This is a genomic window from Sphingomonas sp. IC4-52 (genome assembly GCF_020707225.1).
Classification (GTDB): Bacteria; Pseudomonadota; Alphaproteobacteria; order Sphingomonadales; family Sphingomonadaceae; genus Sphingomonas.
The window spans coordinates 48,003-66,426 of sequence record NZ_JAJFEU010000005.1 but is presented as its reverse complement, the minus strand read 5'-3'; the positions used below and the strand labels follow the sequence as shown (position 1 = coordinate 66,426).

General features: G+C 66.6%; 10 protein-coding genes. 8 read left to right on the top strand and 2 right to left on the bottom strand.

The genetic code is table 11. The features are described from left to right. The first annotated feature begins 77 nt into the window (after positions 1-77). The 7 genes from LK535_RS12895 to LK535_RS12865 all read left to right on the top strand — a co-directional run bounded on the left by LK535_RS12895 (position 78) and on the right by LK535_RS12865 (position 14,055). Entirely contained in the window at positions 78-1,565 is a 1,488-nt protein-coding gene (locus tag LK535_RS12895) for an ATPase domain-containing protein (RefSeq protein ID WP_227772331.1), read from the top strand. Between the two features lie 71 nt (positions 1,566-1,636). Next, positions 1,637-3,904: an ATP-binding protein gene (locus LK535_RS12890; protein WP_415837140.1), complete on the top strand. Its 2,268-nt coding sequence runs from the start codon at positions 1,637-1,639 to the stop codon at positions 3,902-3,904. A gap of 168 nt (positions 3,905-4,072) precedes the next feature. Further along, positions 4,073-4,882: a class I SAM-dependent methyltransferase gene (locus LK535_RS12885; RefSeq protein ID WP_227772329.1), complete on the top strand. Its 810-nt coding sequence runs from the start codon at positions 4,073-4,075 to the stop codon at positions 4,880-4,882. 78 nt (positions 4,883-4,960) lie between these two features. Beyond that, positions 4,961-6,337: a putative 2OG-Fe(II) oxygenase gene (locus LK535_RS12880; RefSeq protein ID WP_227772328.1), complete on the top strand. Its 1,377-nt coding sequence runs from the start codon at positions 4,961-4,963 to the stop codon at positions 6,335-6,337. Positions 6,338-6,418: 81 nt separating this feature from the next. Continuing rightward, a complete protein-coding gene (locus tag LK535_RS12875) occupies positions 6,419-9,193 on the top strand; it encodes a M14 metallopeptidase family protein (RefSeq protein WP_227772327.1) in 2,775 nt (924 codons plus the stop codon). A gap of 337 nt (positions 9,194-9,530) precedes the next feature. After that, positions 9,531-12,581 (top strand): TonB-dependent receptor domain-containing protein, encoded by a 3,051-nt coding sequence (locus LK535_RS12870; RefSeq protein ID WP_227772326.1) that lies wholly within the window; start codon positions 9,531-9,533, stop codon positions 12,579-12,581. A gap of 13 nt (positions 12,582-12,594) precedes the next feature. After that, entirely contained in the window at positions 12,595-14,055 is a 1,461-nt protein-coding gene (locus LK535_RS12865) for an amidohydrolase (protein ID WP_415837136.1), read from the top strand. Positions 14,056-14,187: 132 nt separating this feature from the next. Here the strand turns inward: LK535_RS12865 and LK535_RS12860 are convergent, their stop codons facing one another. Together LK535_RS12860 and LK535_RS12855 are read right to left on the bottom strand one after the other, a co-directional pair. Then, on the bottom strand, positions 14,188-15,168 hold the full coding sequence (locus tag LK535_RS12860; RefSeq protein ID WP_227772324.1) for a FecR family protein: 981 nt from the start codon (positions 15,166-15,168) through the stop codon (positions 14,188-14,190). 14 nt (positions 15,169-15,182) lie between these two features. Then, positions 15,183-15,743, bottom strand: a complete 561-nt coding sequence (locus LK535_RS12855) for an RNA polymerase sigma factor (protein WP_227772323.1) — start codon at positions 15,741-15,743, stop codon at positions 15,183-15,185. A gap of 141 nt (positions 15,744-15,884) precedes the next feature. On the opposite strand from LK535_RS12855, the gene LK535_RS12850 reads away from it, so the two are divergent. Continuing rightward, a complete protein-coding gene (locus tag LK535_RS12850; protein ID WP_227772322.1) occupies positions 15,885-18,401 on the top strand; it encodes a TonB-dependent receptor domain-containing protein in 2,517 nt (838 codons plus the stop codon). Positions 18,402-18,424 lie beyond the last annotated feature (23 nt).

Sequence of the window (18,424 nt, the reverse complement as noted above, 5' to 3'; positions counted from 1 at the left end):
ATAGCGAAAGTCCTGACATGCTGTGATAGACTGACGAAATCGACGCGGACCGGTTGGGCGCGCCTGGGAGATACAGATTGGCGACGACAACGACAGGTGACGCGAAGACCGGCATCGCCGGTCTCGATGATGTGCTCGGCGGCGGCTTGGAACGGGCGCGTACCTTCCTGCTCGAAGGAAGCCCCGGCACCGGCAAGACGACGGTGGCGCTGCAGTTTCTGATGACCGGCGCTGCCGCCGGCGAGCGCTGTCTCTACATCTCGCTATCGGAAACCGAGGACGAATTGCGTGCCACCGCCGGCGCGCATGGCTGGGACTTGTCGGGCATTCAGCTGTACGAACTGATCCCGCCGGAAAACCTGCTGGACGAGGACCAGCAGCAGAGCCTGCTTTATTCCTCCGACCTCGAACTCGGCGAGACGACCAAGCGCATCTTCGAGGCATTTGAACGCGTGAAGCCGGATCGGGTGGTGCTGGACAGCCTGTCCGAGATCCGGCTGCTGGCGCAAAGCTCGCTGCGTTACCGCCGGCAGATCCTGGCGCTGAAGCATTATTTCGCGAAGAGCCGCACGACGGTGCTGATGCTCGACGACCTGACCACCGACGTGAACGACAAGACGGTCCACTCGGTCGCGCATGGCGTCGTCCGGCTGGAGGAACTGGCGCCGGAATATGGCGCCGAGCGGCGGCGGCTTCGGGTGATCAAATATCGTGGCCGCCGCTTTCGCGGTGGATTTCACGATTTGGTGATCGAGACCGGGGGCGTGTGCGTCTATCCGCGGCTGGTTTCGGCCGAGCACAAGACGCATTACGCCCGCGATCTGATGACGACGGACTCGTCCGAGCTCAACGAGCTGCTCGGTGGCGGGATCGAGCGGGGATCCAGCGTGCTGGTGCTTGGCCCGGCGGGGACCGGCAAGAGCTCGATCGCGCTTACCTTCATCCAGACCGCCGTGGCGCGCGGAGAAACCGCTGCCATGTTCGTGTTCGACGAGGAGGTCGGCCTCCTCATCCAGCGCGCCAAGGGGCTGGGCATCGACTTGCAGGCGATGGTCGACCGGGGTGCGCTGGTGCTGCAGCAAGTCGATGCTGCCGAGCTGTCGCCCGGCGAATTTTCGCAGCGGGTGCGCTGCTGCGTCGAGGAAAATGGCGCGCGAACGGTCGTGGTGGACAGCCTCAACGGCTATCAGGCCGCGATGCCGGGTGAGCAAGCGCTGGTGCTGCACCTCCACGAAATGCTGCAATATCTCAATCGTCAGGGCGCGACCACGTTTCTGACGGTGGCGCAGCATGGCCTGGTCGGCGACATGAAGACCCCGGTCGATGTCACCTATATCGCCGACACGGTGATCCTGCTTCGCTATTTCGAGGCGCTGGGGCGCGTTCGCCGGGCGATCTCGATCGTGAAGAAGCGCACCGGCCCGCACGAAAACACGATCCGCGAATATCAGATCGGCGAACGCGGCATCACGCTGGGTCAGCCGCTGACGCAATTCCACGGCGTGTTGCGGGGCGTGCCGGTCTTGCATGGCACGAACGACCTGTTGAACGAGGATGACGCTTGAAGCGTACGACGGCCTCGGAACGTGCACTGGTGCTCGCGCCCCGCGGGCGCGACGCGGCCGTCGCCACTGCGATGCTCACCGAAGCGAAGCTGGCGGCCGACCCCTGCCAGACACTGGCGTCGCTGATCGCGCAGCTTGATCGCGGCGCCGGGCTCGTCGTCCTTACCGAAGAGGCGATTGCGACCGCTGATCTTTCCCCCCTCTCCGCGTGGATCGCGGACCAGGAGGAATGGTCGGACATGCCGTTCGTCCTGCTCACCAGCCGGGGCGGCGGGCTGGAGCGCAATCCGGCCGCCGCGCGCTATCTCGAAGTGCTCGGCAACGTCACGTTCCTGGAACGGCCGTTTCATCCGACGACGCTGATCAGCATCGTGCGATCCGCCATTCGCGCCCGGCGCCGGCAATATGAGGCCCGCGCCCGGTTGCTGGCGCTGCAGGACAGCGAGGCGCGCTACCGAACGCTGTTCGAGAATATCGAGGTCGGCTTCTGCATCATCGAGATGGTGTTCGACGACGATGGCCGGCCGGTCGACTATCGCTTCATCGAGGCGAACCCCGCGTTCGATCAGCAGGCCGGCTTTCACCCCGGCGGGCGGCTGATGCGCGACATTCTGCCGGGCCACGAACAGCATTGGTTCGATTTCTATGGCAAGGTCGCCATGACCGGCGTGCCCGGCCGGGTCGAGCAGGGCTCGGCGACGCTTGGGCGCTGGTGGGACGTTCACGCCTTTCGTGTCGGCGAGGTGGCCAAACGCCGCGTCGCAGTGCTGTTCAACGACATCACGCTGCGCCGCAATGCCGAGCTTCGCCTGCAGGAAATGAACGGCACGCTGGAAGCGCAGGTTGCCGCGCGATCCGCCGAGCGCGACCGGCTCTGGAACCTGTCGCAGGACATGCTGGCGCGGGCCGATTATAGCGGCATGATGTCGGCGGTCAGCCCCGCCTGGGGCTGGGTGCTGGGCTGGAGCACGGAAGAGCTGCTGTCGCGCGGCTATGCCACCTTCATGCACCCCGACGACGCGCCGCCCACCCTGGCGGCGATCGCGGCCATGGCCGAAAGCGGCGAGCCCGCCCGGTTCGAGAACCGTATTTCCACCAGCAACGGCGGCTGGAAAGCGATCGAATGGACCGTCGCGCCCGAGCCTGACGGCGTGAATTTCATCGCCGTCGGCCGCGATCTCAGCCACGCGAAAGCGCGCGAGGCGGAGCTTGAAGCCGCGCAGGAAGCGCTGCGGCAAAGCCAGAAGATGGAGGCGATGGGCAGCCTGACCGGCGGCGTAGCGCATGATTTCAACAATCTGCTCACCCCGATCATCGGCTCGCTCGACATGCTTCACCGCAAGGGCGTCGGCACCGAGCGCGAAAAGCGGCTGATCGACGGCGCCCTGCAATCGGCGGAGCGCGCCAAGACATTGGTCCAGCGCCTGCTCGCCTTTGCGCGCCGCCAACCGCTTCAGGCGACGGCCGTGGACGTGAAGCAATTAGTGGGCGGGATGCTGGACCTGATCGGCTCCACGCTGGGGCCGACCATCGACCTGAAGGTCGATCTCGCCGCGGATCTGCGGCCGGCGCAGGCGGATCCCAACCAGCTGGAAATGGCGCTTCTCAACTTGGCGGTGAACGCGCGGGACGCCATGCCGGACGGCGGCGAGCTGACCATCGGCGCCGCTTGCGAAAACGTGCGCGACAGGCGGCCGGGGCTGCCGCGCGGCCATTATGTCCGGCTCAGCGTGTCCGACACCGGCAGCGGCATGGACGAAGAAACCCGCCAGCGCGCCGTGGAGCCGTTTTTCTCCACCAAGGGGATCGGCAAGGGCACTGGCCTTGGCCTGTCCATGGTGCATGGCCTGGCCGCGCAGCTGGGCGGTGCGCTGACGATTGACAGCGCGCCGGGGCAGGGAACCAACGTCGCCTTGTGGCTGCCGATCAGCACCGATCTTCCCGATCAGGGGCGCGTGCCCGAGCAGCTGGAGCGGCCGGAGAACCCGCTGGGCGTCGCGCTGCTGGTCGATGACGAGGATCTGGTGCGGATGAGCACGGCCCATATGCTGATGGACCTTGGCTATGACGTGGTGGAAACGAATTCCGGCGAAAGCGCCTTGCAGATGGTGCAGGGCGGCCTCACCCCCGACCTGCTGGTCACCGATCATCTGATGCCGGGGATGACCGGGGCACGCCTGGTCCGCAAGATGAAGGCGCTTCGCCCCTCGCTCCGGGCGTTGATCGTGTCGGGCTATGCCGAGGCGGACGGGATCGACCCCGACATAACTCGCCTGACCAAGCCGTTCCGAAGCATCGAACTGGCCGAAAGCCTCTCCACCCTGGCGAGCAAGAAATAGGGTCGGCGCGGCCGGGATTGCCGCAGGTCGGCCCGTGCCGCGATCGTCGCATCCGACGCGCGGGATGACATGCTCGTCGCGCCGCAGGTGCAGGCGCGGCGTGACATGAGGGATTGTTCATGCGGTCGGCGCCCGCGCTGGCGTGCGCCTCTGGCGAAAGGATCCAGCATGAACCCGAACAAGGCCCTGTGGGAAAAGGGCGACTTCACCCGGCTCGCCGCAACGATGCGTGACAGCGGCGAGGCGCTGGTCGACAGCATCGATGTGCATCGCGGGATGCGCGTCCTCGACCTTGGCTGCGGCGACGGAACGACGGCACTGCCCTCGGCGCGGCGAGGCGCAACGGTGCTTGGCGTCGACATCGCGTCCAATCTCGTCGCCGCCGGCGCGGGGCGGGCGCAGCGGGAGGGCCTGACCAACATCCGTTTCGAGGAAGGCGACGCCTGTTCGCTGGACAATGTGGCGAGCGACCAGTTCGACCTGGTCGTCAGCATCTTCGGCGCAATGTTCGCGCCCCGGCCGTTCGATGTCGCTCGCGAAATGGCCCGGGTCACGCGTCCGGGCGGTCGCATCGTCATGGGCAATTGGATTCCCGGCGATCCAACGCTCGTCGCCCGGATCCTTCAGATCTGCGCCGCCTTCTCGCCCCCGCCGCCGGAAGGGTTTGTCAGCCCGGTAAGCTGGGGCGTGGAAGAAAATGTTCGCGAACGCTTCTGCGCGGCGGGCGTGCCCGACGATCACATCCGGTGCGAGCGGGCAAGCTATACCTTCCGCCATGATGGCCCGCCGTCCGAGTTCCTGGCGCTGTTCCGCGATTATTACGGCCCGACCATGAACGCCTTCGAAGCGGCCGAGCGCAGCGGACGAAAGGCGGAGCTGCAACAACAGCTCACCGAACTGTTCGAGCGGGAAAACCAGGGTACCGCCTCCAGCACCGTGATCCCCGCAACCTATCTGAAGGTCACGGTCGACAAATAGCCGGTGGGCGGCCCCGTGGAGGTTGCATCGGTGATGCGGCGATTGCGCGCCGTTTCGCCGGGCTGTTAGACATGCCGGGTGATTGAACGCCTGAAACAGGACGCCGCCGCGCTGAAGGCGGCTGGCGACCTCGCTGGCGCCGCGCGGGTCCACCAGGCGATCGTCCGCGGCAACCCGCAAAGCGCGGTTGCGGAGCATAATCTCGCGGCTGCGCTGGGCGACGCCGGGGATCACGCGGGTGCGGTCGAGGCGACGACGCGGGCCTTTCAGAAGGGGGGCTCCGCCCCCGAAACCTGGCTGGTACGCGCGCGATCGTTGCAGGCACTCGGCGATGTCGATGGCGCGGAGGCCGCTTATGAGGTGGCGATCGCGCGCCGCCCCGACTTCGCCGTCGCCCATCGCGACCTTGCCCAGTTGCGCTGGATGCGCACCGCCGATGCCGCCGCGGCGATGCGCGCGCTCGATGCCGCGCCGAACACGCTCGAGCTGGCGCTGGTTCGCGGCACCGTGCTCGGCAGCATCGGGCAGGACGCGAAAGCGCGCGCCGTGATCGAGACTGCGCTCGAACAGGCACCCACGATGGTGCCGCTTCGGCTCGCCGCTGCGGCACAGGCGGGGCGCGCGGGCGATGCCGAGGCGCAGCTTGCGCACGCCACGGCTGCGCTCAGGGCCGCTCCCGCTTCCATCGAGGCGGCGCGCGTCGCGGTTGAAGCGCTGCTGCACACCGGTCAGGTCGGTGAGGCCGCGCAGCTTGCCGAGCGGATCGTCGGCGCGGCGCCGGATGACCAGGCGGCGCTGGCCTTGCTGGAAACGGCATGGCGGCTGACCGGGGATCCGCGGCATGCCGCCCTTGCCGAAGATCCCGCGCTGATCTCCACGGCCATGCTGGACACGCCCGAGGGCTGGAGGGATCGCGCCAGCTTCCTGTCCGACCTCGCCGGCGCGCTCCACGATCTGCATGGCTGGCGCTCGCATCCGCTTGGCCAGTCGGTGCAGCATGGCAGCCAGACGCCGATCGACCTCGCCACCGTGCAAACGCCGGTGATCCGCGCGCTGTTCGCGACGCTGCCGACGCTGATCGACGCCCATATCGCACGGCTCGGCCACGGCACCGATCCGGTGCGGCGGCGCATGGCGGCAGGGTGGCGCTTTGCCGGCGCCTGGTCGATCCGGCTCAGCGCGGGCGGCTTTCATACCGATCATGTCCATCCGCAAGGCTGGCTCTCGTCCGCCTTCTATGTCGCTCTGCCCGCGGTGGTGGCGCGCGAGCCCGAAGGGTGGCTGGCGTTCGGCCGGCCCGGGATCAAGACGCGCCCGGCGCTTCAGCCATTCCGCCGTGTGCAGCCGCAGCCCGGCATGCTGGCGCTTTTCCCATCCTACCTTTGGCATGGCACGGAGCCATTCACTGGCGATGCGCCGCGGCTGACCGTCGCCTTCGATATCGTGCCAACATGACAATAATTTGAAATTTCAGATGTGGTTTGTGTCTCCGCATGCGTCATGCGGATGAGCAACGACAAAACGGGGGGTGTTATGATGAAGTTGGGACTTTTCTGCGGTGCCGCGGCGCTGGCACTGGCGATCCCGGCCCTGGCCGAACCAATCACCCCCAAGGTCGGCGCCTTGCCCTCGCCAGCGGAAGCGTTTCCGACCGAACCGGGCAGCGATTATTATCTCGCCAATTACGACGCCTATGAAAAATACCTGAAGACGCTGGCCGCCCAGTCCGACCGCATGAAGCTGGTCGATATCGGCAAGAGCGCCGAGGGCCGCACCATGTGGGTGGCGATCGTCTCCTCCCCGGCGAACCTCGCCAAGCTCGACCGTTATCGTGAGGTCGCCCGCCGGCTCGCCAAGGCCGAGGGGGTGAACGAGACGGAGGCAAAGGCGCTGGCGGCGGAGGGCCGGGCGATCGTGTGGATCGACGCTGGCCTACACGCGACCGAGACGGTGACGACGCAAAGCCAGATCCACGTTCTGTATCGCATGCTGACGGCGCAGGACGCTGAAACCAAGCGCATCCTGGACGAGACGATCGTGCTGTTCGGCCATGACAATCCCGACGGGCTTCAGCTCGTCGCCGATTGGTACATGCGCAATCCCAATCCCAAGGACCGCGAGTTCCGCACCATTCCGCGCCTGTACCAGAAATATGTCGGGCACGATAACAATCGCGACAGCTTCATGTCGCAAATGCCCGAAACCACCGCGATCAATCGCGTGCTGTTTCGCGAATGGTTTCCGCAGATCATCTTCAACCAGCATCAGACCGGCCCGGCGGGGATGGTCGTGTTCGTTCCCCCGTTCCGCGATCCGTTCAACTATAACTACAGCCCGATTGTGATGACCCAGCTGCAGGAAGTCGGCGCGGCGATGCACAGCCGGCTGGTGTCCGAGCAGAAGGGCGGCTCCGGCATGCGCTCCGCCGCGCCTTATTCCACCTGGCACAACGGCATGGTGCGTTCGGTCGCCTATTTCCATAATTCGATCGGCCTGCTGACGGAGATCATCGGCGGCCCGACACCCGAGAAGATCCCGCTGATCCCCGAACTGCAACTCGCCCGCAATGACGAGCCATTGCCGATCGGCCCGCGTGAATGGCACCTCAAGGACAGCCTGGAATATCAGAACTCGCTGAACCGCGCGGTGCTGGATTATGCCGCCCGCAATCGCGAACGGCTGTTGATGAACATCTGGCGCATGGGCGACCAGTCGATCGCGCGCGGGAAGCGTGACAGCTGGACGATCACGCCGAAGAGCGTCGACGCGGTCAAGGAAGCGGCCAAGGGCAAGGTCGCAGAGGGCGGCGAAACCTATTTCCGCGGCCCGCCCCCGGTCGAAACCGGCCTGTACAAGACCGTGCTTCAGGATCCCGCCAAGCGTGATCCGCGCGCTTATGTGCTGCCGCCGACGCAGCGCGACACCCCGACCACCGTCGCCTTCCTCAACGCCTTGCTCAAGACCGGCGTCGACATCGAACAGGCGACGACCGCCTTCACGGCGGGGGGCAAGCGCTATCCGGCCGGCAGCTATGTGGTGAAGACGGCGCAGGCTTACCGCCCGCATGTCGTCGACATGTTCGAGCCGCAGGATCACCCGCACGATCTCGAATATCCCGGTGGCCCGCCCAAGGCGCCCTATGACATCACCGGCTATACGCTCGCCTATCAGATGGGCGTTCAGTTCGATCGCGTGCTCGACGGCTTTGACGGATCGTTCACCCGAGTCACCGCGGAACAGATCGCCCCGCCGCCGGGCCGCGTGCTGGGATCTGGCACCGCCGGCTACATCGTCGGGCATGAAACCAACAACAGCTTCATCCTGACCAACCGCTTGCTGAAGGCCGGTGTGCCGGTGTCCTGGCTGGACAGCGCTACCAAGGCGGGCGGCGTGAGCTTCGCGCCCGGCGCGCTGTGGATCCCAGCCACGCCGGCGGCGACCCAGATCATCCAGGCGGCGGCGCCGCTGGGCGTCGACGCCTATCGCGTCCCAAAGGCCCCGTCCGGCGCAAGAACGGCGCTGAAGCCGGTGCGGGTCGGCCTGGTCGACCGCTACGGCGGGGTCATGCCGGCCGGCTGGACGCGCTGGCTGCTCGAACAATATGAATTCCCGTTCGAGGTCGTTTATCCGCAAACGCTGGACGCGGGTGACCTGAAGTCGAAGTTCGACGTGCTCGTCTTTGCCGATGGCACGGTCCCTGTGGAGCGGGGCGGCGCTTATCCCGGCGGCTATCGCTTCACCATGCCAAAGCCGTCGGAGATCCCGGCGGAATATCGCGGCTGGCTGGGCGAGGTGAGCAAGGACAAGTCGGTGCCCGCGATTGACGCTTTCGCCCGCGCTGGCGGTACCGTCATCACCGTCGGCAGCGCCAATGCGCTCGCCTCCATGCTGTCGCCCGCGATCCAGCCGGCGCTGGTGACGAAGAAGGCGGACGGCACGCTCGCCGCGCTGGATCACAAGGAGTTCTACATTCCGGGCTCGGTGCTGAGGGCCTCGGTGGATCCCACCAAGCCGCTGGCCTATGGCATGGCGCCGGAAGTCGACCTCTTCTTCGACGAAAGCCAGTCGTTCACGCCTGCCGCCGGCCTCACCCCGATCGTGACCTACAACAGCGCGACGCCGCTGCGCAGCGGCTGGGCGGTCGGCCAGGAGAAACTGAAGGGCACCGTCGCCGTGGCGCAGACCGATCTTGGCAGCGGCAAGTTGTTCGCGATGGGCCCTGAAGTAACCCAGCGTGCGCAGCCCTATGCGTCGTTCAAGTTGCTGTTCAACGGCATCCTCTACGGCCCGGCAAGCACTGGCGTGAAGTAATCGTCCGACCCGTGTCACCCCTCCCTTGCGGTGGGGTGACACTGGCCAGTCTTATTCCGCTCGGTCGCAACATTTTGCTGTCGTTGCGACCACAAGATGACGCGCGCCCGCCGTCGCCCGCTGTTCTTGCGCGCGCCCAATCACACGCAATATCAATGTCGTGCGTTGCCATCTTCGCAAGATGAGCCAGCGACGGTCGCGCGACGGCGCCGGGCTCGTATCTTTCCGGCACCCTGTAACATTTTTTTCACGTGGGCTGGTGAGGGGCGCTGTTGCGTCCGCGTCTTGATCCTTGAGCCGCCCGACACGAGGCGGCGCTTCAAGGGAAAGACACGCCATGCACAAGCGCTTCGTGCTTCGCACGCTTTTGTTCGCCGGCAGCGCCGGCACCGCGCTGATCGCCGCACAGGCAGCGGCGCAGGTTTCGGTTCCGACGGAGGAAAACCCACCCGCCGCCACCGCCCAGGCGATCGCCGAAGCGCAGGATCCCGCCGGTCCGCCACCGGCGTCCGAGGACATCGTCGTCACTGGCAGCCGCATCGCGCGGCCCGATTATGTCGCCAATTCGCCGATCGTCTCGGTCGGCACCGCCGCCATCGAGAATACCGGCCGCGTCACCGTGGAAAGCACGCTGACCCAATTGCCGCAGTTCGCCGGGTCGTTCGGCCAGGGCAACACCGGCAGCACCTCGACCGGGCTTAACGGCGGTCAGGCCTATGCCTCGCTGCGCGGCCTTGGATCGAAGCGCACGCTGCTGCTGCTCGACGGGCGGCGTATTCAGCCGTCCAACCCCGATGGCTCCGTCGATCTCAACATCATTCCCGAAGCGTTGATCGAGAATATCGAAGTCATCACTGGCGGCGCTTCGACCACTTACGGCTCGGATGCGACCGCGGGCGTCGTCAACTTCCGCCTGAAGCGCCGCTTCTCCGGGCTGGAGCTCGCCGGGCAGACCGGCGTCAGCGATTACGGTGACGGCAAGAGCTATCGCATCACCGCCACCATGGGGTCGAGCTTCGCTGACGACCGCGGCAGCGCCGTCCTGTCGGTCGACTACACCAATCGCGGAACCGCGCTGCAAAGCGCACGTGATTATTATGCGTTCCGCACCTCGACCCCCGGCCTGTCGACCATTCCGCAAGGCACGGTGCTGTTCGGTGCCAATCTGCCGACGCTGGCAGCGGTCAACAATGTCTTCGTCGGCCAATATGCCACCCGGCCGCTCACTGGAAACGCCGCCGGCCGCTATACCGGCCAGATCGGCTTCAACACCGATCAGACTTTGTTCTCCACGTCGGGCGTGCCGGTCCTGAACTTCCGCGATCCCCAGACGGACGAGGCCTATATCGTCAATTCCGGGGCGAACTCGCAGCAGGTCAATTTCGGCTACAACGGCGGCACCGTTCAGTCCGATCTCGATCGCTGGTCGGTGTTCGGCAAGGTCGATTATGACGTCAGCGATGACGTGAAGGCGTTCGTCCAGGCGACCTATACCAGCTATTCCTCGCTCGGCATCACCAACCCGACCTTGGCCTCCAACGTCTATGGCCTGAGCGTTCCGGTCTCCAATCCGAACATTCCGGCCGCATTCCGCACCATCCTCGCCTCGCGCCCGACCCCCGGCGCGGACTTCACTTTCTACAAGGCCTTCAACATCCTCGGGCCGCGCTATCAGCAATATGATTATGAAGTCTGGCAGATCACCGCGGGGCTGTCGGGCAAGCTCGGCCTGGGTGACTGGACCTGGGACGTTTATGGCTCGACCAGCCAGGCCAAATTCTCGAACGAGCAGACCGGCGGCGCCAGCGCGAGTGCGCTTCGCAACCTGCTCTATTCGCCGACCGGCGGCACCGAATATTGCGCGGGCGGGTTCAACCCGTTCGGCAACGTCTCGGCATCGCAGGACTGCGTCGATTATATCTCCCGCCGCACGCTCAACACCAACGAGCTGAAGCAGCGCACCGTCGAGGGCAATCTCCAGGGCGCCTTGTTCGCGCTGCCGGCGGGCGACGTGCGGCTCGCGGTTGGCGCGGATTACCGCTACAACGAATATAGCTTCAATCCCGACAGCGCGCTCAACCAGGCGGGCGGGACCAGCGACATCCTTGGCTACAGTGTGCTGCGGCCCGCCTCCGGCTCCGTCAACACCAAGGAAATCTACGGCGAGCTGCTGGTGCCGGTGCTGCGCGATCTGCCGCTGATCAAGGAGCTCGAGTTCAACCTCGGCTATCGTTACTCCGACTATAATTCGGTCGGCGGCGTCCACGCCTATAAGGTCGACGCCAACTGGCGCGTGTTCGAGCCGCTGCGTCTGCGCGGCGGCTATAACCGCGCGATCCGCGCGCCAAGCGTCGGTGAGTTGTTCGCGCCGGTTTCGACCGGCTCGGTGGGCATCGGCACGGCGACACCGACCACCACCAACGGCGATCCGTGCGACGTGCGTTCCTCCTATCGCCAGGGCGCCAACGGCACGCAGGTGCGCGCGCTGTGTCTGGCGCAAGGCGTGCCGACCTCGATCATCGACAGCTATCAGCTCGGCACCGCGCAGGTGTTCGCGCTGACCGGCGGCAATCCGGAGCTTCAGGAGGAAACCGCCGACACCTATTCGGCCGGCGCGGTTCTGCAATCGCCGTTCTCGGGCATGTTCCGCAACATGTCGCTGTCGGTGGACTTCTATAAGATCAAGATCACCGATGCGGTTGGCCCGCTCTCCATCGCACAGGCATTCCAGTTCTGCTTCAACTCGGGCGGCAACAATCCCGCTTATGATCCGAACAATTATTATTGCTCGCTGATCACGCGCAACGGGGCCTCGGGCGTGCCGCTCAACCCCACGCAGCCGCTGCTCAACCTTGGCACCTACAACGTCCAGGGCATCGACATTCAGTTCGACTGGCGCTTCGACCTCGATTCTCTTGGCCTTGGCGGCGATTCCGGCACGATCGCGCTCAACACGGCGGTCAGCTATCTCGACAAGTTCGAGATTCAGGCACTGCCGGGCGCCGCGACCTATGATTATGCCGGCTCGATCGGTGTGGGCGTCGAAACCACGGCGGGAACGGCGCACCCGCGGTGGAAGGCGATCACTTCGCTCAACTACACGCTGGGGCAGGCGAGCATCGGGGTGCGCTGGCGCTATATCGATAGCATGATCAACTCGGCAAAGGTCGTGTCGCCGGCCAGCACCACGCGCGGCGTGACATCCTACAACGTGTTTGACCTCAATGCGCGGTTCGACGTGGACGACAACACCCAATTCCGTATGGGTGCCACCAATCTGTTGAACCGCAAGCCGCCGCAGGTGGGCGACACAGAGGGCAATTACGATGCGCAGAACTATGACGTGATCGGCCGGTATTTCTTTATCGGCGCCACCAAGAAGTTCTGAGCGAAGAGGGGGAATGACAATGAAGCGACGCACCATGATCATTGCCGCAGCGCTGGCGTCGGCGACGCCTGCGTTCGCGCAGAGCCTGCCAGCGGCTGACAGCCAGCAGATCCTGAGCAACGTCACCGCCAACGAAAAGGCGGTGGGTGATACCGCGCTCACGATCTGGAAATATGCCGAGGTCGGTTACAAGGAAACGCAAAGCTCCGCGCTGCTCCAGTCGAAGCTGAAGGCAGCCGGGTTCACGGTGAAGGCCGGCGTCGCTGGCGAGCCGACCGCCTTTGTCGCCAGCTTCAAGAACGGCGCTGGCCCGGTGATCGGGGTGCTGGCGGAATTCGACGCGCTGCCCGGCCTGTCGCAGCTGGCCCAGCCGACCAAGGCGAGCGCCGGCGGCGCGGCCGGCCACGGCTGCGGCCACAATCTGTTCGGCGCTGCCAGCACCTATGCCGCGATCGCCGTGAAGGACTGGATGGTGAAGAACAAGGTCGGCGGCGAGATCCGCCTGTACGGCACCCCGGCCGAGGAAGGCGGCTCGGGCAAGGTCTACATGGTCCGCGATGGCCTGTTCAACGATGTCGACACGGTGCTGCACTGGCATCCCGGCAACTCGAACTCGGCCGCGCAGGGGCCGTCGATGGCGAACATCTCCGGCAAGTTCCGCTTCCACGGCAAGTCCGCGCACGCCGCCGGCGGCCCGGACAAGGGCCGCTCGGCGCTGGACGGCGTCGAGGCGATGGACGCGATGGTCAACATGATGCGCGAGCACATCCCTGACCGCACCCGCATCCACTACGTGATCACCAAGGGCGGCAAGGCGCCCAACGTCGTGCCGGACGAGGCGGAGGTCTATTATTACGTCCGCCATACCGATCCCAAGATCGTCAAGGCGACGTGGGACTGGGTGACTCAGGCGGCGCAGGGCGCGGCAATGGGCACGCAGACCAAGGTCGATTGGGAAGTGACCGGCGGCGTTTATTCGCTGCTGCCCAACGAAGCGCTGATGAAGGTGATGGACGCCAGCCTCCAGACCGCCGGCACGATCACCTGGACCCCGGAAGAGGTCGCCTTCGGCAAGAAGATCCAGGAAACGCTGGTCAACCCGCCCTCGGTGGAAACGGTTGGGCGGATCGAGCCGGCGCGGATCCTGCCGGATGCGATGGGCGGCTCCACCGACGTCGCCGACGTCAGCTGGACCACGCCGACGGTTGGGTTGTCGACGGCCACGTTCGTGCCGGGCTCGGCCGGGCACAGCTGGCAGAATGTCGCCGCGGCAGGCTCCAGCATCGGCGTCAAGGGCGCGGTGCTCGCCACCAAGACGCTGGCCCTCGCGGCGGCGGATCTGTTCCGCAATCCGGCGACGATCGACGCGGCAAAGAAGGAGTTCGTGGCGCGGCGCGGCGCGGACTTCAAATATGAGGCGATGCTCGGCAACCGGCAGCCGCCGCTCGATTATCGCGACGGCGCGGTCGAGTGATCGACTGACCATCCGCCGACCCGGGCAGAACCGCTCCTCTCGGTTCTGCCCGGGGATTGCCCTTGAACCAGGGGTGCGGCTGATCGACGAACAAGCGCGGGCGCTGCACGGATCGTGCGGCGCCCGTTCGCTTTAGCGGGCGAGCGTCACGCTCTGGTCGGTGCGCGAGACCACGCGTGCCACGCCTGTCGCGGTCAGGCCCGTGACCAGCGCATCGGCGCCACCCTGGGCGGTGAAGGAGCCGCTATACGGCTGCCGCGCCAGCGCCGCGTCGGCGATGACGATCCGGCGCGTGGCATAACGGTTGAGCGCATCCGCCACCTCGCCCAGCGGCACGGCCGTGAAGTCCAGCCGCCCGGTCCGCCAGGCGACGCTCTCCTCGGCGCTTGTTCTCACCGCAACGGTGCCATTGCCGGCCCGCAGCGTCTCGCCCGGGCGCAATGTCCGCGTGCCCGCCGGCGTCTCGACCCGCACCGATCCCTCGATCAGCGCGACCATCGTATCGCGTCGCCCCAGCTCCACGCCGAACTGGGTGCCAAGCGCCGTGACCTTGTTCCCCCGCGCACTCACCACGAACGGCCGTGCCTTGTCCTTGGCGACCGTGAACACCGCGCGCCCCTCGTTCAGCGTCACGGCACGTACCGGACCAAGCGCCACGGTGGCGGCGGAACGCGCGTCGAGATACAGGGTCGATCCGTCGGCGAGCGCAATCGTCCGCGCCGACGCGCCCGCGCTATACTGCTGGCGCGCGGCCGCAACCGCAACCGCGGATGGCGGCGCCTCGACACCGCGAATGGCGAGCGGCAGCCCGACCGCCGCCGCCAGCGCCGCGGCCAGCCCAACCGCCAGCGGCCAGCGCCGACGCCCCGCATCCGCCGCCGGCACCGCTGCCACCGCCGCCCCGCGCGCCTCGCGGCGCAGCGCCATGATGGCGGGATCCTCGCTCACCTGGCCAAGCAGCGCGTTCAGCCGCCCGACCCGGTCCCAGGCCGTGGCATGTTCCGCATCCGCCCGGATCCACGCATCGAGCGCCGCCTGCTCCGCAGCCGTCATCTGCGCGCCCTGGGTGCGCGCGTACCACGTCGCCGCCGCATCCTGGGCGGACGGCTTCAACTGTTGCTCGATCATCAGTCGATGACCGGCGTCAGAATGCGGATGGCCTTCATGATGTGCTTCTCGACTGCGCTGACCGATATACCCAAATGCCGAGCGATCGCCGCGTAGCTCATCTCCTCGAACCGGTGAAGTACGAACGCCTGGCGAGTACGTTCCGGCAGCGCACCGATTGCGGCAACAAGCCTTGCAAGATCCTCCTTGCCTTGCAGGACGCGCTCGGGCGAGCAAACCTCAACGGGGTGGTGATTATCTTCCAGCGTCAGGTGCGCCGAGCGGTGCCGCACCTGGTTGCGCCGGGCATGATCGGTGACCACGCTGTGCGCCACCTGAAACACATAAGCGGCCGGATTGTTGATGCTCCCGCCGGCGCCCCGGCTGTGCAATCGCATGGCGACATCCTGCACCAGATCGTCGAGGTCGGCGGCGGCAACACGGCGGGCGAGGTAACGGCGCACCGTCGGCAGCAGCCGGGCGATCTCCATATCAGGCGCAACGCCTGGTGCTTCGCATACGTCGGCCTTGGGCAGCAACGATCGTCCCCCACGCAGCTTGGTCGCTGTCCTCTCCCCCATGCCCTTCTGTTTCCGGGGCAATAGCGCAATCGATCAGTTTGGCGGCCCGTCGTCAACCCGGCCGAAAGCGGATCATTATGGCTGGGCCTGGGCGGTTGTGCGGCCCGGCAATCACCGGCATGTTGGCGCCGGGGACGAATATTGGCGAACAAGGGCGCGGGCGATCGATCGATGATCCTGGGGGCGGCGGCGGCGTGCACGTTGCTTGCCCAGCCGGTCGCCGCTCAGACCGCCGGCCTTCAGCATGCCGTCGCGCCAGGCTCGCTTGACCATGTGCTTCACGCCATCGGGGCCGAGGGCGGTGTCCAGCTGCTGTTCGATCCCGCCATGGTCGCCGGCCACCGTGCGGAGGCGATTGCGCGGGGAACGCCGGTCCTGGACGCCCTCGATGCGGCGCTGACCGGCACCGGGCTGCGCGCCCGCAGCGTCGGGCCCGGCGTGATCGTCGTGGAGCGGCTGGCGACCTTTGAACGCGCGGCCGCCATTCCGGACAGCGACATCGTCGTCACGGCGCTTCGCCGGCCGACGCTGCTGCGCCAGACCGGGATGAGCCTGACGGTGGTGTCCGGCACCGCCATCAACGAACGGCGCACCCGCGACGTGCGCGGCCTCAGCCGTCTCGCGCCGGAGCTGAACGTGATCAACACCGGCCCGCTGCAACAACGCCTGTCGGTGCGCGGCGTCGTCGGCACGGGGGAGAGCACGGTCGGGATCTACTTCGGCGATGCACCGGTCAGCGCGCCGTCCGGCACCGGCTTCGATGCCGGCGCGATCACGCCGCATGTCGATCTCATCGATGTCGACCGGGTCGAGCTGCTCCGCGGCCCACAGGGCACGTTGTATGGCGCAGGATCGATGGGCGGCACGTTGCGCACGATCTTCAACGCCGCCGACCCCGGTGGCGCGACGGCCGACACCAATGTGGAACTGGGGATCACCGCCCATGGCGCGCCCAGCATGGCGGCGGAGGCGACCGTCAACCTGCCGCTGATCAGCGATCGTCTGGCGGTGCGCGGGGTGGTCGGGCGACGGCGCACGGGCGGCGTGATCGACAATGTCACCCTTGGCGTCGACGACACCGATCGGGTCGTTCGCGAAAGCGAGCGGCTCCTCGCCACCTGGATCCCCGGCGATAGCGTGCGGGTGGAGGCAACCTGGCTCAGCCAGCGCAACAGGATCGACGATGCCGGCGTGACGGATGGCGCGGCCCCGCGCCTGACGACCTTGGCGCCGGTCCGGGCACCCAATCGTGAACGGCTGTCGCTGCTGACGGCCACCCTGAACTGGGCGCCCGGCGCGATCCGGCTGACCGCCACGGCATCCCGCTACGTCTGGCGGATCGCCAAGCAGATCGATTATACCCGTGTCCTCGCCGCGCAACGCGACAGCACGGCGGCATGCACTCGCTTCAGCGTTGCCGCCGGCTCATCCGGGTGCAGCGAGGCGCAGCTCGCCGCCTATCGATCCTGGCTCGACACCCGGCTGCCCGGCGCGCTCTACCAGCCGATGATCGTCAAGGGCACCAGCGGGGAGCTTCGCCTCAGCAGCGTCGGCGGCGGCCCGAGCGGGTGGACCGCTGGCCTGTTTCTGGAACATCGCACCGATGCGGTATCCAGCTATGCCGTGCGTGCCGACCCCGACAGCGGCAAGATCGTCCAGCCGCTCGACGTCACCGGCCTGCGCCTGATCGACACCTCGCTCGACCAGCAGGCGCTGTTCGCGGAATATCGCCGCAGCATCACCTCGCGCCTCGCCCTCACGCTGGGTGGGCGCGTCTATCGCTACCACCGCACCGCGCGCGGCTCGACGCCGGTGCCCAACATCATCACCGGCACGGGCGCGATCACCAGCGGCGCCTTTCGCACCACCGAGACGGGCGGCAATGCGAAGGCGGAACTTGCCTGGACCCATTCAAACGGGCTGATGATCTATGCCCTGGCCGCCGAGGGCTTCCGGCCCGGCGGCGTCAACATCACGCCCGAGCTGGATCAGCGCCGGCGCAGTTATCGCGCCGATCATCTCTGGAGCTATGAGGTCGGCGTGCGGACGCCCTCCTTGGCTGGCCCGCTCACGGCCGAGCTGGCCGCCTATCACATCGACTGGCAGAACACGATCTTCGCCGCGAACAGCGCCAATGGTGCGTTCATCTACAACACCAACCTGTCCAGCGTGGCGATCGACGGGGGCGAGTTCCGGCTGCTGTGGAACGGGCCTCGGCTGCGCGCAACCGCGACGGCGGCGCTGGTCGATGCGCGATTGACCGCCGACACCTTGCTCGGAACGGGCGAGGGCGTCGGCCGTCGCGGGGACCGGCTGCCCAACGTCCCGCGCGTTTCCTATACGCTGCTGTGGGATTGGCGGCTGGGCAGCGGTATCGAGCCTGCCGCCTGGACGATCGGCGGCGCAGTGAGCGGCAATGGTCCGGTGCGATCGACCTTCAATCGTCAGAGCGCCTTTTACGAACGAACGCCCGGGCGCGTGCTTGCCGATGCCTATCTGCTCTACCGCAGCGGTCAGTGGAGCCTTCGCGTCGGCGTGGAAAACCTGTTCGACGCCTTGGCCCCTTCGCGAACCAGCTCCAGCATGTTCGGCCTGCGGCAAGGCTATCCGGCACGGCCGCGCACCGCGACATTGAGCATCGGGAAACGCATCCCTTAGTAACGGTCATCGGGGCCGTTCGA